This is a genomic window from Streptomyces odonnellii, from assembly GCF_000981895.1.
Lineage (GTDB): Bacteria > Actinomycetota > Actinomycetes > Streptomycetales > Streptomycetaceae > Streptomyces > Streptomyces odonnellii.
Map to the genome: position 1 here is coordinate 1 of NZ_LATD01000344.1, position 23974 is coordinate 23974.

Annotated in this window: 26 protein-coding genes; 20 read left to right on the top strand and 6 right to left on the bottom strand. The window is 70.7% G+C overall.

All coding sequences use genetic code 11. The features are described 5' to 3' along the window. The coding region (locus tag WH07_RS28620; RefSeq protein ID WP_046506101.1) for an MBL fold metallo-hydrolase at positions 1-313 on the bottom strand (313 nt) is incomplete at its 3' end. A gap of 287 nt (positions 314-600) precedes the next feature. Between WH07_RS28620 and hrcA the strand changes: the two genes are divergently transcribed. The 16 genes from hrcA to era all read left to right on the top strand — a co-directional run bounded on the left by hrcA (position 601) and on the right by era (position 15224). After that, positions 601-1617 carry a heat-inducible transcriptional repressor HrcA gene (hrcA, locus tag WH07_RS28625; protein WP_046506104.1) on the top strand — a complete coding sequence of 339 codons (1017 nt, stop codon included), beginning with the start codon at positions 601-603 and terminating at the stop codon, positions 1615-1617. After that, positions 1618-2757 (top strand): molecular chaperone DnaJ, encoded by a 1140-nt coding sequence (gene dnaJ, locus WH07_RS28630; protein WP_046506106.1) that lies wholly within the window; start codon positions 1618-1620, stop codon positions 2755-2757. Positions 2758-2931: 174 nt separating this feature from the next. Further along, the gene (locus WH07_RS28635) at positions 2932-4002 is read left to right on the top strand and encodes a nitronate monooxygenase (protein WP_046506108.1); all 1071 of its coding nucleotides are present in this window, start codon (positions 2932-2934) and stop codon (positions 4000-4002) included. Further along, positions 3999-4736, top strand: a complete 738-nt coding sequence (locus tag WH07_RS28640; RefSeq protein WP_046506111.1) for a 16S rRNA (uracil(1498)-N(3))-methyltransferase — start codon at positions 3999-4001, stop codon at positions 4734-4736. Before WH07_RS28635 ends, WH07_RS28640 begins: the two co-directional genes overlap by 4 nt. Positions 4737-5191: 455 nt before the next feature. Beyond that, positions 5192-6565 carry an ATP-binding protein gene (locus WH07_RS28645; protein WP_046506113.1) on the top strand — a complete coding sequence of 458 codons (1374 nt, stop codon included), beginning with the start codon at positions 5192-5194 and terminating at the stop codon, positions 6563-6565. Beyond that, entirely contained in the window at positions 6562-6687 is a 126-nt protein-coding gene (locus tag WH07_RS41830; protein ID WP_269801395.1) for a hypothetical protein, read from the top strand. Before WH07_RS28645 ends, WH07_RS41830 begins: the two co-directional genes overlap by 4 nt. Continuing rightward, a complete protein-coding gene (locus WH07_RS28650; RefSeq protein ID WP_046506114.1) occupies positions 6684-7754 on the top strand; it encodes a tetratricopeptide repeat protein in 1071 nt (356 codons plus the stop codon). The genes WH07_RS41830 and WH07_RS28650 overlap by 4 nt, the downstream gene beginning before the upstream one ends. A gap of 50 nt (positions 7755-7804) precedes the next feature. After that, positions 7805-8164 (top strand): histidine triad nucleotide-binding protein, encoded by a 360-nt coding sequence (locus WH07_RS28655; RefSeq protein WP_046506117.1) that lies wholly within the window; start codon positions 7805-7807, stop codon positions 8162-8164. Between the two features lie 5 nt (positions 8165-8169). Beyond that, a complete protein-coding gene (locus WH07_RS28660; protein WP_046506119.1) occupies positions 8170-9078 on the top strand; it encodes a ribonuclease Z in 909 nt (302 codons plus the stop codon). A gap of 79 nt (positions 9079-9157) precedes the next feature. After that, positions 9158-10279, top strand: a complete 1122-nt coding sequence (locus WH07_RS28665) for a carbohydrate kinase family protein (protein ID WP_232789089.1) — start codon at positions 9158-9160, stop codon at positions 10277-10279. A 152-nt stretch (positions 10280-10431) separates the two neighbouring features. After that, positions 10432-11451: a PhoH family protein gene (locus tag WH07_RS28670; protein ID WP_052744586.1), complete on the top strand. Its 1020-nt coding sequence runs from the start codon at positions 10432-10434 to the stop codon at positions 11449-11451. 14 nt (positions 11452-11465) lie between these two features. After that, complete coding sequence (gene ybeY, locus WH07_RS28675; protein ID WP_046506124.1) at positions 11466-11963, top strand: rRNA maturation RNase YbeY; 498 nt, start codon at positions 11466-11468, stop codon at positions 11961-11963. Further along, the gene (locus WH07_RS28680) at positions 11960-13249 is read left to right on the top strand and encodes a hemolysin family protein (protein ID WP_046506126.1); all 1290 of its coding nucleotides are present in this window, start codon (positions 11960-11962) and stop codon (positions 13247-13249) included. The genes ybeY and WH07_RS28680 overlap by 4 nt, the downstream gene beginning before the upstream one ends. A gap of 86 nt (positions 13250-13335) precedes the next feature. Next, entirely contained in the window at positions 13336-13695 is a 360-nt protein-coding gene (locus tag WH07_RS28685) for an MmcQ/YjbR family DNA-binding protein (RefSeq protein ID WP_046506147.1), read from the top strand. 106 nt (positions 13696-13801) lie between these two features. Beyond that, positions 13802-14176 carry a cytidine/deoxycytidylate deaminase family protein gene (locus WH07_RS28690; RefSeq protein ID WP_046506127.1) on the top strand — a complete coding sequence of 125 codons (375 nt, stop codon included), beginning with the start codon at positions 13802-13804 and terminating at the stop codon, positions 14174-14176. Positions 14177-14264: 88 nt separating this feature from the next. Then, positions 14265-15224, top strand: coding sequence for a GTPase Era (gene era / locus WH07_RS28695; RefSeq protein ID WP_046506131.1), 960 nt, complete (start codon positions 14265-14267; stop codon positions 15222-15224). 74 nt (positions 15225-15298) lie between these two features. Here the strand turns inward: era and WH07_RS28700 are convergent, their stop codons facing one another. Both WH07_RS28700 and WH07_RS28705 read right to left on the bottom strand, forming a co-directional pair. Further along, positions 15299-15568: a protealysin inhibitor emfourin gene (locus WH07_RS28700; RefSeq protein WP_046506133.1), complete on the bottom strand. Its 270-nt coding sequence runs from the start codon at positions 15566-15568 to the stop codon at positions 15299-15301. A gap of 58 nt (positions 15569-15626) precedes the next feature. After that, positions 15627-16712 carry a M4 family metallopeptidase gene (locus WH07_RS28705; RefSeq protein ID WP_046506135.1) on the bottom strand — a complete coding sequence of 362 codons (1086 nt, stop codon included), beginning with the start codon at positions 16710-16712 and terminating at the stop codon, positions 15627-15629. 380 nt (positions 16713-17092) lie between these two features. Between WH07_RS28705 and leuA the strand changes: the two genes are divergently transcribed. The 4 genes from leuA (at position 17093) to WH07_RS28725 (ending at position 21554) form a co-directional block, all read left to right on the top strand. Continuing rightward, positions 17093-18874, top strand: a complete 1782-nt coding sequence (gene leuA, locus WH07_RS28710; RefSeq protein ID WP_046506137.1) for a 2-isopropylmalate synthase — start codon at positions 17093-17095, stop codon at positions 18872-18874. A 176-nt stretch (positions 18875-19050) separates the two neighbouring features. Further along, a complete protein-coding gene (locus WH07_RS28715; RefSeq protein ID WP_046506148.1) occupies positions 19051-19746 on the top strand; it encodes a TerB family tellurite resistance protein in 696 nt (231 codons plus the stop codon). Positions 19747-19804: 58 nt separating this feature from the next. Next, complete coding sequence (gene recO, locus WH07_RS28720) at positions 19805-20554, top strand: DNA repair protein RecO (RefSeq protein ID WP_046506139.1); 750 nt, start codon at positions 19805-19807, stop codon at positions 20552-20554. 91 nt (positions 20555-20645) lie between these two features. Continuing rightward, the gene (locus WH07_RS28725) at positions 20646-21554 is read left to right on the top strand and encodes an isoprenyl transferase (protein ID WP_079023631.1); all 909 of its coding nucleotides are present in this window, start codon (positions 20646-20648) and stop codon (positions 21552-21554) included. Between the two features lie 88 nt (positions 21555-21642). Here the strand turns inward: WH07_RS28725 and WH07_RS28730 are convergent, their stop codons facing one another. The 3 genes from WH07_RS28730 to WH07_RS28740 form a co-directional block, all read right to left on the bottom strand. Further along, on the bottom strand, positions 21643-22092 hold the full coding sequence (locus WH07_RS28730) for a Fur family transcriptional regulator (RefSeq protein ID WP_046506141.1): 450 nt from the start codon (positions 22090-22092) through the stop codon (positions 21643-21645). 84 nt (positions 22093-22176) lie between these two features. Then, the gene (locus WH07_RS28735) at positions 22177-23118 is read right to left on the bottom strand and encodes a metal ABC transporter permease (RefSeq protein WP_046506143.1); all 942 of its coding nucleotides are present in this window, start codon (positions 23116-23118) and stop codon (positions 22177-22179) included. A gap of 2 nt (positions 23119-23120) precedes the next feature. Beyond that, a partial coding sequence (locus WH07_RS28740) for a metal ABC transporter ATP-binding protein (protein WP_232789090.1) occupies positions 23121-23974 on the bottom strand: 854 nt, incomplete at its 5' end.

A 23974-nucleotide genomic window follows, 5' to 3' on the forward strand; every position in this document is an offset into this window, starting at 1 on the left:
ACAGCAGCCGCGCCATCCCCACCGCCGCGTACACCTCCACCCCCGAGAACACCGCCGTCCCCAGCACATGGTCGAAGTGCGGATGGCTCAGTGCGACATGCGTCACGCGCCGCTCGCCCAGCAGCGACCGCACCCCCGCCCGGAGCCCCGCGCCCTCGTGCAGCGTCGCGCCCGTGTCGTACAGCAGGACGGAGTCCTCGCCGACGACCAGTCCGGCCGTCGCGTCCCATCCCGGCAGCCGGCGCCGTCCCACCCCGGGAGCCAGCCGCTCCCATCCGTGCTCGTCCCAGCGGAGATCCCAGCAGAGGTCCATACCAGGACGCTACGGGACGCTACGGAAACCGCGCCCCCGCCGACCGGCGCGATCGGGCGTTACCGTGCCCGGCCACCCTTGCTAGGGGTGTACCCCACGGCCGTACACTGACGGGGGGAGTGTTGGCACTCCCCGTGAGCGAGTGCCAAGAACGAGTACCGATGAGTACCAGGGCAAGTATCAGAGCAAGTACGGAGCAGTGTCACGACAAGCGGTGCCACGGCGAGAAGCGGCACGGCGAGAAGTGATACGGCCCGGGACGACGACCGTAGCTGGAGGTGTGCGCGATGCTCAGCGAACGCAGACTCGAGGTCCTGCGCGCCATCGTCCAGGACTATGTCGGCACGGAGGAGCCCGTAGGCTCCAAGGCGCTCACCGAGCGCCACAAGCTCGGTGTCTCGCCGGCCACTGTCCGCAATGACATGGCGGTCCTGGAGGACGAGGGCTTCATCGCCCAGCCGCACACCAGCGCGGGACGCATCCCGACCGACAAGGGCTACCGGCTCTTCGTCGACAAGCTGGCCGGTGTGAAGCCGCTGTCCTCGCCGGAGCGCCGCGCCATCCAGAACTTCCTGGACGGCGCCGTCGACCTCGACGATGTCGTGGGCCGTACGGTACGGCTGCTCGCCCAGCTCACCCGGCAGGTCGCCGTCGTGCAGTATCCCTCGCTGACCCGTTCGACGGTGCGGCATGTGGAGCTGCTGGCGCTCGCGCCAGCCCGGCTCATGCTCGTCCTGATCACGGACACGGGACGGGTCGAACAGCGCATGATCGACGCGCCCGCGCCCTTCGGCGAGACCTCGCTCGCGGATCTCCGCGCCCGGCTCAACAGCCGGATCGTCGGGCGCCGGTTCGCGGATGTCCCACAGCTCGTGCAGGACCTGCCCGACTCGTTCGAGCAGGAGGACCGCGGCGTGGTGTCCACCGTGCTCGCGACCCTGCTCGAAACCCTGGTCGAGGAGACGGAGGAGCGGCTGATGATCGGCGGTACGGCCAACATCACCCGCTTCGGACACGACTTCCCCCTGACCATCCGGCCGGTGCTGGAGGCGCTGGAGGAGCATGTGGTGCTCCTCAAGCTGCTCGGCGAGGCCAAGGACCCCGGCATGACCGTACGTATCGGGCACGAGAACGCCCATGAGGGGCTCAACTCCACGTCCGTCGTCGCGGTCGGCTACGGTTCGGGCGACGAGGCAGTCGCCAAACTCGGCGTGGTCGGACCGACCCGCATGGACTACCCCGGAACGATGGGAGCGGTACGCGCAGTGGCACGTTACGTCGGACAGATCCTGGCGGAGTCGTAAGTGGCCACGGACTATTACGCCGTACTCGGCGTACGCCGCGACGCATCTCAGGACGAGATCAAGAAGGCATTCCGGAGACTCGCGCGCGAGCTCCATCCGGATGTCAATCCCGATCCCAAGACGCAGGAGCGTTTCAAGGAGATCAACGCGGCCTACGAGGTGCTGTCGGACCCGCAGAAGAAGCAGGTCTACGACCTCGGCGGGGACCCGCTCTCGGCGAACGGGGGCGGAGGCGGCGCCGGCGGCTTCGGGGCCGGTGGCTTCGGCAACTTCTCGGACATCATGGACGCGTTCTTCGGCACGGCGTCGCAGCGCGGCCCGCGCTCGCGGACACGGCGCGGCCAGGACGCGATGATCCGGCTGGAGATCGACCTCAACGAGGCGGCCTTCGGTACGACCAAGGACATCCAGGTCGACACGGCTGTGGTCTGCACGACCTGTTCCGGTGAGGGCGCGGCGCCCGGCACCTCGGCGCAGACCTGTGACATGTGCCGTGGTCGCGGCGAGGTCTCGCAGGTCACCCGGTCCTTCCTGGGCCAGGTCATGACCTCGCGGCCGTGCCCGCAGTGCCAGGGCTTCGGTACGGTCGTGCCGACGCCGTGCCCCGAGTGCGCGGGCGACGGGCGCATCCGATCCCGCCGTACGCTCACGGTCAAGATCCCGGCCGGTGTCGACAACGGCACCCGGATCCAGCTCGCGGGCGAGGGCGAGGTCGGGCCCGGCGGCGGTCCCGCCGGCGATCTGTATGTCGAGATCCATGAGCTGGCGCACTCGGTGTTCCAGCGGCGCGGTGACGATCTGCACTGCACGGTGACCATTCCGATGACGGCGGCGGCGCTCGGTACGAAGTGCCCGCTGGAGACGCTGGACGGGCTGGAGGAGATCGACGTACGGCCGGGTACGCAGTCGGGCCAGTCGATCCCGCTGCACGGGCGCGGCATCACGCATCTGCGGGGCGGCGGCCGGGGTGACCTGATCGTGCATGTCGAGGTGATGACCCCGGCGAAGCTGGACCCGGAGCAGGAACGGCTCCTGCGGGAACTGGCCAAACTCCGTGGCGAGGAACGGCCGACGGGGCAGTTCCAGCCCGGTCAGCAGGGCCTGTTCTCCCGTCTGAAGGACGCCTTCAACGGGCGGTAGCGCGGCCGGGATCCGGCGGTGGTGCCCCGGGGAAAACGGAGCCGGCGGGCGCCGGGCACGCGCCCTGTTGTCCTCGATCGCGGAACGGGCTGCTTTTTGCGGCTCGTTCCGCGATTGTAGACAACCCCCCGGACCGATTCGGAGCTGTCCCGGAGGGCATGGCACCATGCCTCCATGTCCTCCGCGCTGACCGATCTCTGCCGGTATCCGATCGTGCAGGCACCCATGGCGGGTGGTGCCTCCTGCCCGCAGCTCGCCGCGGCCGTCTGCGAGGCCGGCGGCCTCGGATTCCTCGCCGCCGGGTACAAGACCGCGGACGGCATGTACGAAGAGGTCAAACAGTTGCGCGGGCTGACCGGCCAGCCCTTCGGGATCAACCTCTTCATGCCCCAGACGCAGTCCGCGGACCGCGCGGCCGTGGAGGTCTACCGCAACCAGCTCGCCGGTGAGGCCACCTGGTACGAGACACCGCTCGGCGACCCCGAGGCCGGCCGGGACGACGGCTACGAGGCCAAGCTGGCGATCCTGCTCGACGACCCCGTACCGGTGGTCTCCTTCACCTTCGGCTGCCCGAGCAGGTCGACCCTGGACGCCCTCGCCCGCGCCGGTACGTACACCGTGGTCACGGTGACGACCCCCGAGGAGGCGCAGGCCGCGCAGTGGTCGGGTGCCGACGCCGTCTGTGTCCAGGGCATCGAGGCCGGCGGCCACCAGGGCACACACCGCGACGACCCGGGCACCGACGGCGCCGGCATCGGGCTGCTCTCGCTGGTGACCCAGGTCAAGGAGGCCGTGCAGCTTCCGATCCTGGCCGCGGGCGGGCTGATGCGCGGCGGCCAGATCGCGGCCGTGCTCGCGGCGGGCGCGGACGCGGCGCAGCTCGGTACGGCGTTCCTGGTGTGCCCGGAGTCCGGCGCGAATGTGGTGCACAAGCAGGCCATGACCAATCCGCTGTTCGTACGGACCGAGCTGACCCGGGCCTTCTCCGGCCGGCCCGCCCGTGGCCTGGTCAACCGCTTCATGCGGGAGCACGGCCGGTACGCCCCGGCCGCCTACCCCGAGGTCCACCACCTCACCTCCGGGCTGCGCAAGGCCGCGGCCCGGGTGGGCGACCCGCAGGGGATGGCGCTCTGGGCGGGACAGGGCCACCGTATGGCCCGCGAACTGCCCGCGGGACAGCTTGTCGAGGTCCTGGAGACCGAACTCGAAGCCACCCGCGCCTCCTTGGCGGGCAGCGCCTCGTGACCGCTCCGGTCTTTCTCGTCGAGGGCGGCGCGCCACGCGTCGGTACGGTCGTCCTCGACGGCCCCGAGGGGCGCCACGCCGTATCCGTACGGAGGCTGCGCGTCGGCGAGGAGATCGTCCTGACGGACGGCGCGGGCACCGGCGGGTACGGGACGGTCGCCGCCGTCGAGGGCAAGGACCGGCTGGAGGTCGCGGTCACGGAGGTACGGACCGAGCCGGAGCCCTCGCCGTCGATCACCGTCGTCCAGGCGCTGCCCAAGGGCGACCGCGGTGAACTGGCCGTCGAGACGATGACCGAGACGGGTGCCGACACGATCGTGCCCTGGCAGGCGGCGCGCTGTGTGACCCAGTGGAAGGGCGAGCGGGGCGCCAAGTCGCTCGCCAAGTGGCGGGCCACGGCACGCGAGGCGGGCAAGCAGTCGCGCAGGCTGCGGTTCCCGGAGGTCATGGACGCCATGACCGGCAAGCAGGTGGCCGCGCTGCTCGCGGACGCGGACTTCGCCGCCGTCCTGCACGAGGAGGGCAGCGAGCCGCTGGCCGCCGCGCCGCTGCCCGCGGCGGGCCGGATCGTGCTGGTGGTGGGGCCCGAAGGCGGCGTGTCCCCCGAGGAGTTGGCGGCTTTCGCGGAGGCGCGGGCGAAGCCGTACCGCCTGGGCCGTACGGTCCTGCGCACCTCGACGGCGGGAACGGCCGCCACGGCCCTGCTGCTCGGCCGCACGGGCCGCTGGTCCTAGGGCGTGTCTTCAAAGTAGCGTCGTCCGCCCGAAGGGCGGGGCCGACGGCGTCTGGTGCGTGCGATCGCAAGGCGGAGGGTCATCCTCGTACTGGACGTACTTGGATGATCCCGACAACGCGGCGAGCGTGCGTGCCAGGCGTCGCCGGTCAGACGGGACTTTGAAGACACGCCCTAGGGGGTGTCTCGCCGATCTTGCCGGGCTCGCGGGGCCGGGCACGCACGCTCGCGGCGCTGTCGTCGGTCACCAGGACTCCGCCCTGGCTCCCTCCTCCGCCTTGCGATCGCACGCACCGGACCCCGCTCACCAATCCGGCCTGATCGACAAGACACCCCCTAGCCCCCCGGGGCCCGCCGGCTCCCGGCCTTCCTTCCGCGCTTTCTGCGGCCGGACGGGCGGCCCGTACTCGCCACCCACTGGACAGCGGCCCACCGCCGCTTCATAGGGTGGTGGACATGTCCGACGAGTCCCCGCTGATCCGGAGCCTGCGCGCCGCCGTGGCCGCGGCCCCCGACGACGTACCGCTGCGGATCCATCTCGCCGAGCTGCTGCTCGGCGCGGGACACACGGAGGAGGCGGTGACCGAGGCGGCCGTCGCGCTCCAGCACGCTCCGGGGGACGCCGAAGCGCGGGCGCTGATGCTGCGCGCCATGGGAATGCCGGCACCGCAGACACCGCCCCCCTCAATGACGACGCCCTCCACGCCATCGCCCTCCGTGCCGCCACCTTCCGTGCCGTCGCCCCCATTTCCTTCGCCTCCTGAAGAAGCCGACGCTTCCCGTCAACCTCCGTCCGGCGCGGGTGAATTCGACTGGACCGCGGCCGAGCGGGAGATCAGCGACGCGATCCCGCCCCGCTTCGTCGCTCCCGAGGAGTACGCGCGGCCACGGACCCCCGAACCGCCCCTCGCCTCCGACGGCGGCGGCGAGGACTCCACCACCGTCTCCGCCTGGGACATCGACGCTCCGGGCGCCGTGACCCTCGCCGATGTCGGCGGGATGCGGGAGGTCAAGGACCGCCTCGAAGCCGCCTTCCTCGCCCCCATGCGCAACCCCGAACTGCGCAGGCTGTTCGGCAAGAGCCTGCGCGGCGGGCTGCTTCTGTACGGGCCTCCCGGCTGCGGCAAGACCTTCGTGGCCCGGGCCGTCGCGGGCGAACTGGGCGCGAGTTTCCTGTCCGTGTCGGTCAATGACGTCCTGGACATGTGGATCGGCAATTCCGAGCGCAATATGCACGAGGTGTTCGAGACCGCCCGCCGCCAGGCGCCCTGTGTGGTGTTCCTGGACGAGCTGGACGCACTGGGCGCCAAGAGAAGCCGTACGCAGCACAACGGGATGCGCAATACCGTCAACCAGTTGTTGACCGAACTGGATGGCGTGGACGCGGTCAATGAAGGCGTGTTCGTACTGGCCGCCACCAATGTCCCCTGGGATGTGGACCTCGCCCTGCGCAGGCCCGGCAGGCTCGACCGCACCCTGCTCGTCCTGCCGCCCGACGCGCCCGCGCGCGAGGCGATCCTCAAGTACCACCTGCGCGACCGGCCCATCGAATCCGTCGATCTGGGCCGGCTCGTCAAGGTCACCGAGGACTTCTCCGGCGCCGATCTCGCCCATCTCTGCGAATCCGCCTCGGAGAGCGCGCTGCTGGACTCCGCCCGTACCGGCACCGTCCGCATGATCAATATGTCGGACCTGCTGGCGGCGGCCAAGGAGATACGGCCGTCCACGGAGCCCTGGTTCGCCGCGGCCCGCAATGTCGCCATGTTCGCCAACGACGGCGGGATGTACGACGATCTGCTGGCCTATCTGAAGAAGAAGCGGAAGCTGTGACCACCGGCCGCCGTCCCGCTCGTCCCGGCACCGCCCGCGCGCTGACGGCCCGCGCGCGGACCGCCCGCTCGCTCACCGCCCGGTCAGTCGCCGCCCGCTCGCTCACCGGCCGTTTCCGGTGAGCGAGGCGCTGACGCGGGCCGGCGCGCTCCATGAGATCGGCCGGTACGAACAGGCCGCCGCCTCCGTCTCGGCCCATCTCGCCGGCCACCCCGACGACGCGCGCGCCTGGGTCCTGCTCGCCCGCTGCGCCCTCGCACTCGACGACCGGCCCACCGCGCTGCACGCGGTCGACGAGGCGCTGCGCGCCGACCCCCGCCAGCTCTCCGGCTGGATCGTGCGCGCCGAACTGCTCGCCGGTGCGCGCCGGTACGCCGAGGCCGAGGCGGCGGCCCGCGAGTCGATCAGGCTCGCCCCGCACTTCTGGGGCGCGTACCAGGCCCTCGCCTGGGTCCTGGACCGCTCCGGCGACCGCTCCCGCCGCCCGGAGGCGTACGCCGTCGCCAGGCGCGCTGCGGAGCTGGCGCCGGAGCACGACTCGGCGCACTTCCTCGTCGGGGTCACCGCCCACCGGCTGCGTGACTTCCGTACCGCCGAACTCGCCTACCGCACCGCGCTCCGGCTCAACCCGCAGAGCGGCGAGGCGCACAACAACCTGGCGATGCTCCGGATGCGGGGCCGGTGGTGGCGGCGCGGGGCGTGGACCGCGGCGGCGGAGGGCTTCGCGACGGCCGCCGCCCTCGACGGCGAGGACCGGGACGCCCGGTTCAATCTGGAGTCCATGGCCTGGGGCGTGGCGGCGGGCGCCCGCTGGGTCGCGCTGGCCGGGTTCGTCGTCGCGGTCCTCGGTACGGTACGGGTCCCCGGCGACGACAGCGCTGCGGCGGCCCGGGCGACGGCCGCGCTGATGCTGGTGGCGCTCTGGGCCGGCTGGGCGGTGTGGGTACGGCGCAGAGTGCCCGCGCGGCTGCGCCGGCCGATGCTGCTGCTGGCCCGCCGCTGCCGGCCGGTGGTCGCGATGGGCGCCGCAGTCGGACTGCTGGGGCTCCATTCGCTGATCGTGGTCGCCGTGCCCGGCGCGGGATCGAGCGCCATCGGCGGGCTGGGCGTGTCCCTGTTCTGGGTCATGCTCCTCACGTACTGGTTCAGCAGGGCGGCTCTCAACAGGCGGCGCCCCGCGGACGGATAGCATGCGTCCGTAGCGAACCGATCACCGGCGGCGTCGAGGAGGCCCGGACCATGACCGGAGAACCACAGGCCGACTGCCTGTTCTGCAAGATCGCCTCGGGGGAGGTGCCGGCGACCGTCGTCCGGGAGACGGCGACCACCGTCGCCTTCCGTGACATCAACCCGCAGGCCCCGACCCATGTGCTGGTCATCCCCCGGGTGCACTACCCGGACGCGGGCACCCTCGCCGCCGCCGAGCCCGCCGTCGCCGCCGATGTGCTGCGCGAGGCCGCGGCGGTCGCCGTCGACGACAAGACCGACGGCAGTGGCTACCGGATCGTCTTCAACACCGGCGCGGGCGCCGGGCAGACCGTCTTCCACGCACACGCCCATGTGCTGGGCGGGCGCGGCTTCAACTGGCCTCCCGGGTAGGCGTCTTGTCCGTACGTGAACTGGTGGTGCTCGGCACGGCCAGCCAGGTGCCCACCCGCCACCGCAACCACAACGGCTATCTGCTGCGCTGGGACGGCGAGGGCCTGCTCTTCGACCCGGGCGAGGGCACCCAGCGGCAGATGCTGCGCGCCGGGGTGGCCGCGCACGACATCAACCGGATCTGTGTCACGCACTTCCACGGCGACCACTCGCTCGGCCTGGCCGGGGTCATCCAGCGCATCAACCTCGATCAGGTGCCGCACCAGGTCACCGCGCACTACCCGGCGAGCGGGCAGCACTTCTTCGAGCGGCTGCGGTACGCGACGGCCTACCGCGAGTCCGTCCCGCTGACCGAGGCGCCGGTCACGGATGACGGCGTGCTCGCGCGGACCCCCGCGTACACGCTGGAGGCCCACCGGCTCTCGCACCCCGTCGAGTCGTACGGTTACCGGCTGGTCGAGCCCGACGGACGGCGCATGATCCCGGCGCTGCTGGCGGAGCACGGGATCGGCGGCCCCGACGTGGGCCGTCTTCAGCGTGAGGGCACATTGAACGGGGTCACGCTCGACGAGGTCAGCGAGATCCGCAGGGGCCAGCGCTTCGCGTTCGTCATGGACACCCGGCTCTGTACGGGGGTGCGCACCCTGGCCGAGGGCTGCGATCTGCTGGTCATCGAGTCGACATTCCTGGACGAGGACGAACGGCTGGCGACCGAATACGGTCATCTCACGGCCGGCCAGGCAGGACGGGCGGCGCACGAGGCCGGCGTACGGCATCTCGTACTGACGCACTTCTCGCAGCGCTATCCCGATCCCGACGAGTTCGAACGGCAGGCGCGGGCGGCCGGGTTCGACGGGGAAGTGACCGTCGCGGCCGATCTTGTACGCGTACCGCTGCCCAAACGTTCCTGCTGAGGCCGGTTCGCCCGAGCGTCCGCCGAGGTTCCCAGGATCGGGCAGACTGTCCGGATCCGCACGCGATCGGGAGCCCGCCGTGATCACACCCAATGGAGAAATCGAACACACCGTCCATGCCGACACCCATGTCGATCCGCTGGGCGCCGTACGCGCCCCGGACGACCCGGACTGCGACGTCTACCTCACGGGTACGGTCTTCCTCGACATCATCTTCACCGGCCTGGACAGCGCACCCGTACGCGGTACGGAGTCCTGGGCGCGCGGCATGGGGTCGAGCCCCGGCGGCATCGCCAACATGGCCACCGCGCTCGCCCGGCTCGGTCTGCACACCTCCCTCGCCGCGGCCTTCGGCGACGACCACTACGGCGAGTACTGCTGGGACGCGCTGGAGCAGGGCGAGGGCATCGACCTGTCCCGCTCCCGCACCGTCCCCGGCTGGCACTCGCCCGTCACCGTCTCCATGGCCTACGAAGGCGAACGGACCATGGTGTCGCACGGCCACGAGGCCCCGCCGCCCGAGGGCGCCCTGCCCGAGTGCCCGCCCCGCGCCCGCGCCGCCGTCGCCGCGCTCACCCCCGGCCGCCGCGACGAGTGGATCGCCCGTGCCACCCGCCACGGGGCCCGGATCTTCGCCGATGTCGGCTGGGACGACTCGGGCCGCTGGGATCTCGCGGGGCTGGCCGACCTGGAGCACTGCGAGGCCTTCCTGCCCAACGCCGAGGAGGCAATGCGCTACACCCGTACCGACTGCCCCAGGGCCGCCGCCCGGGTGCTCGCAGACCGGGTCCCGGTCGCCGTCGTCACGCTGGGCTCGGAGGGCGCGTACGCGGTGGACGGCGCGAGCGGCGAGACCGCCGAGGTGCCCGCCATCGCGGTGGAGGCACTGGACCCGACGGGCGCGGGCGATGTCTTCGTGGCCGGCTATGTCACCGGCACGCTCGCCGGCTGGCCGCTCGCGGACCGGCTGGCCTTCGCCGGGCTGACCGCCGCGCTGTCGGTCCAGGAGTTCGGCGGCTCGCTCTCCGCGCCCGGCTGGTCGGAGATCGCGGCCTGGTGGCAGTACGTACAGGCCTGTTCGGACCAGGACCCGGCGGCGCTGCGGCGCTATGCCTTCCTGGAGGAGCTGCTGCCGGCGCCGAGCAGGCCGTGGCCGCTGCGCAGGGCGGTACCGACGATCGGCTTCGGGCGCTCGGGCTGAGAGGGGCGACCGGGCCGCCGCAAGGTTCCCGGTACGGCGCAGGTAAAAGCCCTAGGGCGTTGTCAGTGCGGAGCCGTAGGCTGGTAGCTCAGAGGTTGTCGAGCGGCGAGAACCCTGCAACGGGAGGTATGCGCAGGCCACAGAGCCGGCCCATGACTCAGACACCTACAGCCCGGACCCCCGCAGAGGGGCAGGCACGTGCCCACTTCACCGTCCCCGCCGGCCATCCGATGGTGACGGTCCTGGGCTCAGGGGATTCCCTGCTGCGTGTGATCGAGAACGCGTTCCCGGCGGCCGACATTCACGTACGGGGCAACAAGATCAGTGCGAGCGGCAGCGCGGCGGACGTCGCGCTCGTCCAGCGCCTGCTCGACGAGATGATGCTGGTGCTCCGCACCGGTCAGCCGATGACGGAGGACGCAGTGGAACGTTCCATCGCCATGCTCAGGGCGAGCGAGAACGGCGGCGCGGACGGTCCCGAGACCCCCGCCGAAGTGCTCACGCAGAACATCCTGTCCAGCCGGGGCCGGACGATCCGCCCCAAGACCCTCAACCAGAAGCGGTACGTCGACGCGATCGACCGGCACACGATCGTCTTCGGCATCGGCCCCGCGGGCACGGGCAAGACGTATCTCGCCATGGCCAAGGCGGTCCAGGCCCTCCAGGCCAAGCAGGTCACCCGGATCATTCTGACCAGGCCCGCCGTCGAGGCCGGTGAGCGGCTCGGCTTCCTGCCGGGCACCCTCTACGAGAAGATCGACCCGTATCTGCGCCCGCTCTACGACGCGCTGCACGACATGCTCGACCCCGACTCCATCCCGCGGCTCATGGCGGCGGGCACGATCGAGGTCGCGCCGCTGGCGTACATGCGCGGCCGGACGCTCAACGACGCGTTCATCATTCTCGACGAGGCCCAGAACACCAGCCCCGAGCAGATGAAGATGTTCCTCACCCGGCTCGGGTTCGAATCGAAGATAGTCATCACCGGAGACATCACCCAGGTCGACCTGCCCGGCGGCACGAAGAGCGGTCTGCGCCAGGTCCAGGACATCCTGGAAGGCGTCGAAGACGTCCACTTCTCCCGTCTCACCTCGCAGGATGTCGTACGGCACAAGCTCGTCGGCCGTATCGTCGACGCGTACGAGCAGTACGACAGCCGCAACGGGAAGTAGAACAAGAGCGCACCATGTCGATCGACGTCAACAACGAGTCAGGCACCGAGGTCGACGAGCAGGCGATCCTCGACGTCGCCCGCTACGCGCTCACCCGGATGCGGATCCACCCGCTCTCCGAGCTGTCGGTGATCGTGGTGGACGAGGCGGCCATCGAGCAGCTCCATATGCAGTGGATGGATCTGCCGGGCCCCACGGATGTCATGTCCTTTCCGATGGACGAGCTGCGTCCGCCGGTCAAGGACGACGAGGAGCCCCCGCAGGGGCTCCTCGGTGACATCGTCCTCTGCCCCGAAGTGGCCAGGAAACAGGGCGAGGAAGCCCCGACGCGGCACACCATGGACGAGGAGCTCCAGCTCCTCACCGTCCACGGTGTGCTGCATCTGCTGGGGTACGACCATGAAGTGCCGGACGAGAAGGCCGAGATGTTCGGACTCCAGGCGGCGATCATCGACGGCTGGCGTTCCGAACAGGGGCTCACGGGACCGTCCCCCGCGCCCACGGTCTCGTGACCGCGCAACTGATCGTCGGAGCGGTCGCCCTGGTCGTCGTGGCCTGGCTGGCGGCCTCGGCGGAGGCCGGTATCGCCCGGGTCTCCAGCTTCCGGGCTGCCGAGGCCGTACGGTCCGGGCGGCGCGGGGCGGCCAGACTGGAGCAGGTCGCCGCCGATCCGACGCGCTATCTGAATGTGGCCCTGCTGGTCCGGGTCGCCTGCGAGATGGCCGCCGGAGTGCTGGTCACCTATGTCTGCATCAAGGAGTTCGAGGAGACCTGGACCGCGCTGGTGGTCGCGATCGGGGTGATGGTCCTGGTCTCGTATGTCGCGGTGGGTGTCTCGCCGCGCACCATCGGACGGCAGCATCCGCTCAACACCGCCACGGCCTCGGCGTATGTCTTGCTGCCGCTGGCCAGGATCATGGGGCCGATCCCGCAGTTGCTGATCCTCCTCGGCAATGCCCTCACCCCCGGCAAGGGCTTCCGCAAGGGGCCGTTCGCGAGCGAGGCCGAGCTGCGGGCCATGGTCGACCTCGCCGAGCAGGAGTCCCTGATCGAGGACGAGGAGCGCAGAATGGTGCACTCCGTCTTCGAGCTGGGCGACACGCTCGTACGGGAGGTGATGGTTCCGCGTACGGACCTGGTCTCCATCGAGCGCTACAAGACGATCCGGCAGGCGCTGACCCTGGCGCTGCGCTCCGGCTTCTCGCGGATACCGGTGACCGGTGAGAACGAGGACGACATCGTCGGCATCGTCTATCTGAAGGACCTGGTCAGAAAGACCCATATCAACCGGGACTCCGAGAACGACCTGGTGTCCACGGCGATACGCCCCGCCGCCTTCGTCCCCGACACCAAGAACGCGGGCGATCTGCTGCGGGAGATGCAGCAGGAGCGCAGCCATGTCGCGGTCGTCATCGACGAGTACGGCGGCACGGCCGGGATCGTCACGATCGAGGACATCCTGGAGGAGATCGTCGGCGAGATCACCGACGAGTACGACCGTGAGCTGCCGCCGGTCGAGGAGATCGGCGACGGCTCGTACCGGGTCACCGCCCGGCTCGACATCGGCGATCTCGGCGAGCTGTTCGGACTCGACGAGTACGACGACGAGGACGTGGAGACGGTCGGCGGGCTGCTGGCGAAGGCGCTCGGCAGGGTGCCGATCGCCGGGGCCAGCGCCAGGGTCGAACTGCCCGACGGGCGCGGGCTGCTGCTGACGGCGGAGTCCCCGGCGGGCCGCCGCAACAAGATCGTCACGGTCCTGGTCGAGCCGGTGCGCGAGGAGGCCCAGGCTTCGTGACCGCTGAGGACGTGGTGGCGTCCGAGGACGCGGAAGTGCCGGAGGACATGGGGGCATCCGAGGGTGTGGTGGCGTTTGAGGACGCCATGACCGCGGAGGAGCTGGCGGCCTGGTGTCTGGGGCTGAACGGGACGTCCAGCGATGTGCCGTTCCCGCGCAGTCCCGGGCTCACGGTCTTCCGGGTCGGCGGCCGGATCTTCGCGTTCTGCTCGCTGGAGGAACGGCCGCTGAAGATCGCCCTCAAGTGCGATCCGGAGGAGGCGGTCCGGCTCCGCGAGGCCCATCCGGCGATCGTGCCCGGCTGGCATCTCAACAAGCGGCACTGGAACACCGTGACGGTCGGCGGGCTGCCCGCGCGGATGGTACGGGAGCTGGTCGAGGACTCGTACGACCTGGTGGTGGCCGGTCTGCCGAAGGCGGAGCGGCTACGGCTCGACCGGCCCTGAGGCGTACGTGTAGGGGCCGCCGGGCTCGGGTGTACGGGAAGGCGGGAGGCGCGGACGGCCTCAGGGCGGTCGCGGGGCCGCCGGGCGCGCTGCCTATGCTCGGCACATGACTGAGAGCACCGACCCCGGCACCGGCCTCGGCCCCGAGGACCGCAAGATCATCACTCTGGCCCGCAGCGCCCGCGCCCGTAACGGCGTACCGGAGGGCGCGGCGGTACGGGACGAGACCGGGCGTACGTATGTCGCCGGGACCGTGGAGCTGGCCTCCCTCAGACTCAGCGCGCTGCGGACCGCGGTCGCGATGGCCGTCGCCAGCGGCGCCACCTCGCTGGAGGCGGCGGCGGTCGTCACCGAGGCGGAGACGGCGACCGACGAGGACCGCGCGGCCGTACGCGACCTGGGCGGACCGGCCACCCCGCTGCTGGTGGCGGCCCCCGACGGCACGCTCCGGACGACCGTCGAGGCGGGCGGGACCGCCTGATCCGGCGGCGCGGCCCCGGGCGGCGGGGACAGGCCGTATGTGACAGCCCGAGGCGATCTGGTCGGCGGAAGGTGAACGATCGGGGAGAATGGGCGCCATGAGCGCTCGTACCCCCTCTCCCGAGACGGCCGAAGCCCCCCACCGGGCCGGCTTCGCCTGCTTCGTCGGCCGCCCCAACGCGGGCAAGTCCACCCTCACGAACGCTCTGGTCGGCCAGAAGGTGGCCATCACCTCGAACCGGCCGCAGACCACCCGGCACACGGTCCGCGGCATTGTGCACCGGCCCGAGGCGCAGCTCATCCTCGTCGACACCCCGGGCCTCCACAAACCGCGCACGCTGCTGGGCGAGCGGCTCAACGATGTCGTACGGACGACCTGGGCCGAGGTCGATGTGATCGGCTTCTGTCTGCCCGCGGACCAGAAGCTCGGCCCCGGTGACCGGTTCATCGCCAAGGAACTGGCGGCGATCAAGAAGACGCCCAAGGTCGCCGTGGTCACCAAGACGGACCTGGTCGACTCCAAGACGCTCGCCGAGCAGCTCCTCGCGATCGACCAGCTCGGGAAGGAACTCGACCTGGAGTGGGCGGAGATCGTCCCGGTCTCGGCCGTCGGCGACCGCCAGGTCGGGCTGCTGGCGGACCTGCTGGTGCCGCTGCTCCCGGAGAGCCCCCCGCTCTACCCGGAGGGCGATCTCACCGACGAGCCCGAGCAGGTCATGGTGGCGGAACTGATCCGTGAGGCGGCGCTCGAAGGCGTACGGGACGAACTGCCGCACTCCATCGCGGTGGTGGTCGAGGAGATGCTCCCCCGCGAGGACCGCCCGGCGGACAAACCGCTCCTCGACATCCATGCGAACGTCTATATCGAACGCCCCAGCCAGAAGGGCATCATCATCGGCCCGAAGGGCAAGCGTCTCAAGGAAGTCGGCACCAAGTCCCGCAAACACATCGAAGCCCTGCTGGGCACTCCGGTCTTCCTCGACCTCCATGTGAAGGTCGCCAAAGACTGGCAGCGCGACCCGAAACAGCTCCGCAAACTGGGCTTCTGAGCGATACGGCCGCGCGTATTCGGGCCCCTTCAGAATTCGGGCCTCTTCGGACTCTTCAGGTCCTTGCGGTCTCTTCAGGCTCCTTCCTTGAGGACTCGGGAGATTAGGGTGCGCTGGGAGGCGGAGAGGTGGGGGTCGGCGCAGTGGATGGTCCGGGTGTCGACGGTGATCCAGTAGTGGAAGCCGTCCGGGACCCCGAGGTCGGCGGGGTCCGCCGAGGCGTCCGACAGGGCCTCTTCCACCAGGGACTGCCAGGCGGGCGCGTCCGGGAGGTGTGAGGTGTCCACCTCGGCCCGCCGCTCGATGCCCGCGAATCCGCCCGTACGACGCACTTCGATATGCATGGGTCCTGTCTAGTGGCTGGCGGGGGCGGGCGGTAGGCGCCGCTCCCGGGGCAGGTCGTCATGGAGTGGGGACACCGACCTGGGACCAGGCCTTGACCACAGCCTCCAGCTCCGCCCCGTCCCCGAAGCGGGCCCGCGCCGCCGACACGGTCAGCCGGGCGAAGTCCGCGAAGTCGGCGTCCCCCGCCAGCTCCCCGCCGGTCAGCACGTCGAACCAGATCCGGCCCGCCCGCTCCCACGCCTTGCCGCCCAGCCGGTCGGCGAGCAGATAGAACGCGTGGTTGGGGATGCCGGAGTTGATGTGCACCCCGCCGTTGTCCTGGTTCGTCCGTACGTAGTCGTCCATCGTGGCAGGCTGCGGATCCTTGCCGAGGACATCGTCGTCGTACGCCGTGCCCGGCGCCTTCATGGAGCGCAGCGCGACCCCGGTGACCCGTGGCGCGAGCAGGCCCTGGCCGATCAGCCAGTCCGCCTGGTCGGCGGTCTGGCCCAGGGTGTACTGCTTGACCAGCGAGCCGATGACGTCCGACATGGACTCGTTCAGGGCGCCGGGCTGCCCGTAGTAGGTCAGATTGGCCGTGTACTGCGTGACGCCATGGGCCAGCTCATGGCCGATCACGTCGACCGGGATCGTGAAGTCGAGGAAGATCTCCCCGTCCCCGTCGCCGAACACCATCTGCTCGCCGTCCCAGAACGCGTTCGCGTACTCCCGGTCGTAGTGGACGCTCGCGACCAGCGGCAGGCCCGCGCCGTCCAGCGAATCGCGTTCGTACGCCTTGAGCAGCAGCTCGAAGGTGGCGCCGAGCCCGGCGTACGCCCGGTTGACCGTGGCGTCCCTGCCCGGCTCTTCGCCCTCCCCGCGGACCTTACGGCCCGGCAGGGCGGTGCCGTTGCCGCAGTCGTGGATGGTGCGGTTCGGCTTGCCCGTCGCCTCCGCGCCGCTCGGCGGCCCGGCGGCGCGGAACGCGGTCAGCCGGCGCCGGGTGCGCTGGGAGGAGTCGGCCTCCAGCGTGCGCCGGGCGGGCCCGGAGATGACGGGATCGTCGGCCTGCGCGAGCTTGTCGAGGACGTGCGGCGGCACGATGGTGCAGAAGACGGGAGCGGGGCCACCCGCGGTGGCGTCGGCGTGCGTGAAGGCGTTCATACAGGCAATGTGGCACTCCGTCATCATTCTGTCACCCATTGCGACCAATGTTGCTGAAATGGAGTGATCTCTCGGCATTCCGGGAACTCGGCCGCATTCCGGGATCCCGGCCGCGCCGGTCCCGGTCCCGGCCGCGTCGGTGCCGTACGCGGGTGCCGTACGCGCCTGTCCCGTACGTGCGGGTTCCGCATGCTGATACGACCCGGCGTGCCCGGCCCGCCTCGGATATGCTCGCCCGCATCATGCGTTTCGGGCTGCTTCTCCTTAGCTGCCGCGGCGAGGGCCTGTAGTCGTAGGCCGACCCCCTCCCCGCGGAGTCTGGCGTTGCGGTGATCGCGCCCCGTCGGCCGTCCCAGTGGACACACGAGGAGCCCTACGCCATGTCCGATCCCTCTGTCGGCCGCCCGACGCCCGTCACCAACGCGACCCATACCCAGCGTCCGTCCGGGATGCCGATCCACAAGTACGGCTCGTACGAAGCCGTCGACATCCCCGACCGCACCTGGCCGGACAACCGGATCACCGTCGCCCCCCGCTGGCTCTCCACCGATCTGCGCGACGGCAACCAGGCACTGATCGACCCCATGTCGCCCACCCGCAAGCGCGAGATGTTCGACCTGCTGGTCCGCATGGGCTACAAGGAGATCGAGGTCGGCTTCCCGTCCTCCGGCGAGACCGATTTCGCCTTCGTACGGTCGATTATCGAAGAGGGCGCGATCCCCGAGGACGTGACGATCTCCGTCCTGACGCAGGCGCGCGAGGAGCTGATCGAGCGGACGGTCGAGTCGCTGCGCGGCGCCCACCGCGCGACCGTCCACCTCTACAACGCCACCGCCCCCACCTTCCGCCGCGTCGTCTTCCGCGGCACGAAGGAGCAGGTCAAGCAGATCGCCGTGGACGGCACCCGGCTGGTGATGGAGTACGCGGACAAGATCCTGGGCAGCGAGACCACCTTCGGCTACCAGTACAGCCCGGAGATCTTCACCGACACCGAGCTGGACTTCGCCCTGGAGGTCTGCGAGGGCGTCATGGACGTCTGGCAGCCCGAGGCCGGCCGCGAGATCATCCTCAATCTGCCCGCCACCGTGGAGCGTTCGACCCCGTCCACGCACGCCGACCGCTTCGAGTGGATGTCGCGGAACCTGTCCCGCCGCCCGTACATCTGCCTCTCCGTGCACCCGCACAACGACCGCGGCACGGCCGTCGCCGCTGCCGAGCTGGCGATCATGGCCGGCGCCGACCGGATCGAGGGCTGTCTGTTCGGCCAGGGCGAGCGCACCGGCAATGTCGACCTGGTGACGCTGGGCATGAACCTCTTCTCGCAGGGTGTCGACCCGCAGATCGACTTCTCGCAGATCGACGAGATCCGCAGGACCAGCGAGTACTGCAACCAGATGGAGATCCATCCGCGCCACCCCTACGCGGGCGATCTGGTCTACACCGCCTTCTCCGGCTCCCACCAGGACGCCATCAAGAAGGGCTTCGACGCACGGGAGGCCGACGCCGCCGCGCGGGGCGTCCCGGTCGAGCAGACCGTGTGGGCCGTGCCGTACCTGCCGATCGATCCCAAGGACGTGGGCCGTTCCTACGAGGCGGTCATCCGCGTCAACTCGCAGTCCGGCAAGGGCGGTATCGCGTACGTCCTGAAGAACGACCACAAGCTGGATCTGCCGCGCCGGATGCAGATCGAGTTCTCCCGCATCATTCAGGCCAAGACGGACGCCGAGGGCGGCGAGGTCACCCCTGGCCAGATCTGGTCGGTCTTCCAGGACGAGTACCTGCCCAACCCGGACAACGCCTGGGGCCGGATCCAGCTCCGCTCGGGACAGAGCACGACCGGTACGGACGGCCGGGACACCCTGACCGTACAGGCCGTCGTGGACGGTACGGAGACGGTCCTCACCGGTACCGGCAACGGTCCCATCTCCGCGTTCTTCGAGGCCCTGGCCTTCGTCGGGGTGGACGCCCGGCTGCTGGACTACCAGGAGCACACGATGAGCCAGGGCGCGAGCGCGCAGGCCGCCTCGTACATCGAGTGCGCGATCGACGGAAAGGTGCTCTGGGGCATCGGGATCGACGCGAACACCACACGCGCTTCACTCAAGGCGGTCATCTCCGCGGTCAACCGCGCGACCCGCCGGTCCGGCTCCGCCGACGGCTGATTCCCGCTGATCCAGGCGTTCACCTGGGCGTTTACCGACCCCGTCCACCCTTCGCGGTGGGCGGGGTTCGGCCATGTCGTGGCGATCTCCTGCCGCGGTGCTGACGGGGCCCGGGTGGTGTGGCTAACATCACGTCAACGCGGCAATGTTGCCGGAGCGTTACGGAGGTGCGCGACGTGCTGCCAGCTCAGGGATCAAGCGGCCGAAAAGTGCGCATCTGCGGCATTCGTACGTCCTGGAACACCATCGGGGACGGGGAGTTCTTCTGCCCCGACTGCGGCGGCGACCGCAACTACCGCCGCCGGACCGGCCGTCGCCGGTTCACCGTGCTGGGTGTTCCGCTGCTGGCGCGCGGACTGGCCGGGCCGGTGGTCGAATGCGCCGCCTGCCACTCCCACTTCGGTACGGACGTCCTCGACCACCCCACCACCCTCCGCTTCTCGGCGATGCTGCGCGACGCCGTGCACACCGTGGCGCTGGCCGTCCTCGCGGCCGGCGGGGTGTCCTCCCGTACGGTCAGGGAGACCGCGGTGCACGCCGTCCGCGCGGCCGGATTCGAGGACTGCACCGAGGACCGGCTGACCGATCTGGTGGAGGCGCTCGCAGCCGACACCGGGCGGTTCATCACGGACCCGGGACCGTGCGGCGCGGCGCTCGCCATCGAGCTGCACGAGGCGCTGGAGCCGCTGGCGCCCCATCTCGCTCCGGCGGGCCGCGAGTCGATCGTGCTCCAGGGCGCCAGGATCGCGGTGGCGGACGGACCGTACAGCGCGGCGGAGCGCGAGGTGCTCAGCATTGTCGGCGGCGCGCTGCTGCTGTGCTCGGACGACACGGAGAGACTGCTGCTGGCGGCCTCGGGCACGCCTTCCTGAGCCCTTCCCCAGGGGGCGACGGCTCGGGGGGCCGCGCGCGTGCGGGAGAATGGGCGCCATGAGTCTGTTCCGGGACGACGGCGTCGTGCTGCGTACCCAGAAGCTCGGTGAGGCCGACCGCATCATCACGCTTCTGACCCGCGGCCACGGGCGGGTCCGCGCCGTCGCCCGCGGAGTGCGCCGTACGAAATCCAAGTTCGGCGCCCGGCTGGAACCTTTCTCCCATGTCGACGTGCAGTTCTTCGCGCGCGGCAGCGATCTCGTCGGCCGTGGTCTGCCGCTGTGCACGCAGAGCGAGACCATCGCTCCGTACGGTGGCGGCATCGTCACCGACTACGCCCGCTACACCGCGGGGACGGCCATGCTGGAGACCGCCGAGCGCTTCACCGACCACGAGGGCGAGCCGGCCGTCCAGCAGTACCTGCTGCTCGTCGGCGGGCTGCGCACCCTCGCCCGTGGCGAGCACGCGCCCCATCTCGTCCTGGACGCCTTCCTGCTGCGCTCGCTCGCCGTCAACGGCTATGCGCCGAGCTTTGACGACTGTGCGAAATGCGGTCTCCACGGCCCCAACCGCTTCTTCTCCGTGGCGGCGGGCGGGGTCGTCTGCGCCGACTGCCGGGTGCCCGGCAGCGTCGTACCCTCGGGTGAGGCCGTCGGACTGCTGAGCGCGCTGCTGACCGGCGACTGGGAGACGGCCGACGCGTGCGAGGCGCGGTACGTCAGGGAGGGCAGCGGGCTGGTGTCCGCCTATCTGCACTGGCACCTGGAGCGCGGTCTGCGCTCGCTCAGATACGTCGAGAAGAACTGATACGCGGCGTACGCGGCGCCGGCGCCGGTACATACGCACGGACACAGCCGCACGGCTGCACAGCGACAGCGAAACTTGGGAGAGAGAGCGCATGGCACGACGCGGAATCCTGGGACGTTCCCGCCGCGAGTACAAGACGCCCGAACCGCACCCCTCCGGCGCCCGGCCGCCGAAGATCCCGGCCGAACTGGTGCCGCGGCATGTGGCGTGCGTGATGGACGGGAACGGCCGCTGGGCCAAGGAGCGCGGTCTGCCGCGTACCGAGGGCCACAAGGTCGGCGAGGGCGTCGTCCTCGATGTGCTCAAGGGCTGTCTGGAGATGGGCGTCAAGAACCTCTCCCTGTACGCCTTCTCCACCGAGAACTGGAAGCGCACGCCCGACGAGGTGCGTTTCCTGATGAACTTCAACCGCGATGTCATCCGGCGGCGCCGGGACGAGATGGACGAACTGGGCATCCGTATCCGCTGGGTCGGCCGGATGCCCAAGATGTGGAAGTCGGTCGTCCAGGAACTCCAGGTCGCGCAGGAGCAGACCAAGGACAACGACGCCATGACGCTCTACTTCTGCGTCAATTACGGCGGTCGCGCGGAGATCGCGGACGCGGCGCAGGCGCTCGCGGCGGATGTGGCGGCAGGGAAGCTCGACCCGGCGAAGGTCAACGAGAAGACCTTCGCGAAGTACCTCTACTACCCCGACATGCCGGACGTGGATCTCTTCCTGCGTCCCAGCGGGGAGCAGCGCACCTCCAACTATCTGATCTGGCAGAGCAGTTACGCGGAGATGGTCTTCCAGGACGTGCTGTGGCCGGACTTCGACCGCAGGGACCTGTGGCGGGCCTGCCTCGAATACGCCTCCAGGGACCGGCGCTTCGGCGGGGCACTGCCCAACCCGGAGCAGGCGGCGGCGGATGAGCGGGCGGAGGCCGACGCGCGAGCAGCGGCGGACGCGCGGGCAGCGGCAGATGCCCAGACGGCGGAGGCCGGGGCTCCGCAGGGCTGAGACGGTTTCCCGGGCGCCGGACGGCCCGGAAGATCGGGTGCCGGACGGGTGCGCCGCGCACCCGTCCGGCACCCGGGAGCGATCGGACTCAGTTCTTGGCGGCCCGACCGGTGCACTCCGCGCACTCCGCGCAGGTACCGAAGATCTCCACCGTGTGCGCCACGCTCACATAGCCGTGCTGCGCGGCGATCGTCTCGGCCCACTGCTCCACCGCGGGCCCCTCGACCTCGACGGCCTTTCCGCAGACCCGGCAGACGAGATGGTGGTGGTGGTCGCCGGTCGAGCATCTGCGGTAGACGGACTCGCCGTCGTTGGTCCGCAGCACATCGACCTCGCCCGCGTCGGCGAGGGACTGGAGCGTGCGGTAGACCGTGGTCAGGCCCACCGAGTCACCGCGGTGCTTGAGCATGTCGTGGAGCTCCTGCGCGCTGCGGAACTCGTCCACCTCGTCGAGCGCCGCCGCCACCGCGGCACGCTGGCGGGTCGATCGGCCGCGCACGGGGGCCGCACTTGATCCACCGCTGGGCGCAGTCGTCACAGGTGCCTCCTTGCCTCTGCCCGTATCCACCGGGCGTTGCCCGCTTCCCTCGGGCCATTCTGCCAGTTCGTCACCGGCTCGCGGTCAGACCGTGAGGTCGTCCGTGGGTCGACGGGCGGCGTGTACGCCCGGGGCGTCCGTCACACCGGGTACGGGCGCGGTCACCGTCACGGGCGCGGTCTCCTCCGCCGCCTCCTCGGTCCGCGGCGCCCCGGCCCGCCGTCTCGCCAGGGGAGCGGCCAGGACCGTCAGCACCACGAAGACCGCGATCGCCATCAGCACGATTGTCGCGCCGGGCGGTACGTCCTGGTAGTACGAGGTGACCGTACCGGCGAGCGTCACCGCCGTACCGATCACCACCGCGAGCACGAACGTGACGACGAACGACCGGGTGATCTGCTGGGCCGCCGCCACCGGCACCACCATCAGCGCGCTGACCAGCAGCAGCCCCACCACCCGCATGGCGACGGTGACGGTCACCGCGGCCGTGACGGCGATCAGCAGATTCAGCGCGCGGACCGGCAGCCCGGTGACCCGGGCGAACTCCTCGTCCTGGCTGACCGCGAAGAGCTGCCGCCGCAGCCCGACCGTGACCAGCACGACGAACGCGGCGAGCAGCGAGATCGAGGTCACGTCGGACGGCGAGACCGTGGAGAGCGAGCCGAAGAGATACGAACTGAGGTTGGCGTTCGAGCCGTTGGGCGCGAGATTGATCAGCAGGACACCGCCCGCCATCCCGCCGTAGAAGAGCATGGCCAGCGCGATGTCGCCGCGCGTCCGTCCGTACGCCCTGATCAGCTCCATGGTGATGGCTCCGGCGACCGAGACCAGCGTCGCCATCCACACCGGGCTGGCGGAGAGCAGAAAGCCCAGGCCGACCCCGGTCATGGCGACATGGCCGATGCCGTCGCCCATCAGCGCCTGGCGCCGCTGGACGAGATAGATGCCGACGGCGGGGGCGGTGATCCCGACCAGTACCGCCGCGATCAGCGCGCGCTGCATGAACGCGGTCTCAAGGATGTCCATGGTCAGGTCAGCAGTCCCGTACGGAGCGGCTCGCCGGCCGCGTGGGGGTGGACATGGTCGTGGCCGGGCAGGGCGTGCTGGCCGAGGGCGGGCGGCGGCGGCCCGTCATGGGTGACGCAGCCGTCGCGGAGCACCACCGCGCGGTCGATCAGCGGCTCCAGCGGGCCCAGCTCATGGAGGACGAGGAGGACGGTCGTACCGGCGGCGACCTGGTCGCGCAGGGCCCTGGCGAGGATGTCCTGGCTGGCGAGGTCGACGCCCGCCATCGGCTCGTCCATCAGCAGCAGCTCCGGTTCGGCGGCGAGCGCCCTGGCTATCAGGACGCGCTGGTGCTGGCCGCCGGAGAGCGCGCTCACGGAGTCCTTGGCGCGGTCGGCGAGGCCCACCAGCTCGATGGCCCGCTGGACGGCCGCCTTGTCGGCCTTGGAGGGGCGGCCGAGCCGGGTGTGCGAGAGCCGGCCGGAGGAGACGACCTCGCGGACGGTCGCGGGCACGCCGCCGGCGGCGGTGGTGCGCTGCGGTACGTAACCGACCCGCGACCAGTCGCGGAAGCGGCGCAGCGGGGTCTCGAAGAGCGAGATCTCACCGGCGGTGAGCGGGACCTGGCCGATCATGGCGCGGACGGCGGTGGACTTGCCGGAGCCGTTGGCGCCCAGCAGGGCGACGACCTCACCGCGGCGCACGGTGAGGTCGACGCCGCGCAGCACGGTGCGCGAGCCGAGGACGGCGGTGGCACCGCGGACGGAGACGGCCGGCGCGAGGCGCTGAGCAACGACAGGGTCTCCGTCCGCGGCGGCTGTGGTCCCGGCCGGCTCCGGGGCGTGCCGGGGGCCGGGAGTGGAGGGCCGGTCCTCGG

Coding starts and splice junctions, on each gene's coding strand:
- WH07_RS28735 (WP_046506143.1), bottom strand. CDS start 23,118: ATGGACATCCTTGAGACCGCGTTCATGCAGCGCGCGCTGATCGCGGCG.
- WH07_RS28635 (WP_046506108.1), top strand. CDS start 2,932: ATGTCCTCCGCGCTGACCGATCTCTGCCGGTATCCGATCGTGCAGGCA.
- WH07_RS28670 (WP_052744586.1), top strand. CDS start 10,432: ATGACTCAGACACCTACAGCCCGGACCCCCGCAGAGGGGCAGGCACGT.
- WH07_RS28690 (WP_046506127.1), top strand. CDS start 13,802: ATGACTGAGAGCACCGACCCCGGCACCGGCCTCGGCCCCGAGGACCGC.
- era (WP_046506131.1), top strand. CDS start 14,265: ATGGGCGCCATGAGCGCTCGTACCCCCTCTCCCGAGACGGCCGAAGCC.
- WH07_RS28685 (WP_046506147.1), top strand. CDS start 13,336: ATGACCGCGGAGGAGCTGGCGGCCTGGTGTCTGGGGCTGAACGGGACG.
- ybeY (WP_046506124.1), top strand. CDS start 11,466: ATGTCGATCGACGTCAACAACGAGTCAGGCACCGAGGTCGACGAGCAG.
- WH07_RS28655 (WP_046506117.1), top strand. CDS start 7,805: ATGACCGGAGAACCACAGGCCGACTGCCTGTTCTGCAAGATCGCCTCG.
- WH07_RS28700 (WP_046506133.1), bottom strand. CDS start 15,568: ATGCATATCGAAGTGCGTCGTACGGGCGGATTCGCGGGCATCGAGCGG.
- WH07_RS28725 (WP_079023631.1), top strand. CDS start 20,646: ATGGCACGACGCGGAATCCTGGGACGTTCCCGCCGCGAGTACAAGACG.
- hrcA (WP_046506104.1), top strand. CDS start 601: ATGCTCAGCGAACGCAGACTCGAGGTCCTGCGCGCCATCGTCCAGGAC.
- WH07_RS28645 (WP_046506113.1), top strand. CDS start 5,192: ATGTCCGACGAGTCCCCGCTGATCCGGAGCCTGCGCGCCGCCGTGGCC.
- WH07_RS28705 (WP_046506135.1), bottom strand. CDS start 16,712: ATGAACGCCTTCACGCACGCCGACGCCACCGCGGGTGGCCCCGCTCCC.
- leuA (WP_046506137.1), top strand. CDS start 17,093: ATGTCCGATCCCTCTGTCGGCCGCCCGACGCCCGTCACCAACGCGACC.
- recO (WP_046506139.1), top strand. CDS start 19,805: ATGAGTCTGTTCCGGGACGACGGCGTCGTGCTGCGTACCCAGAAGCTC.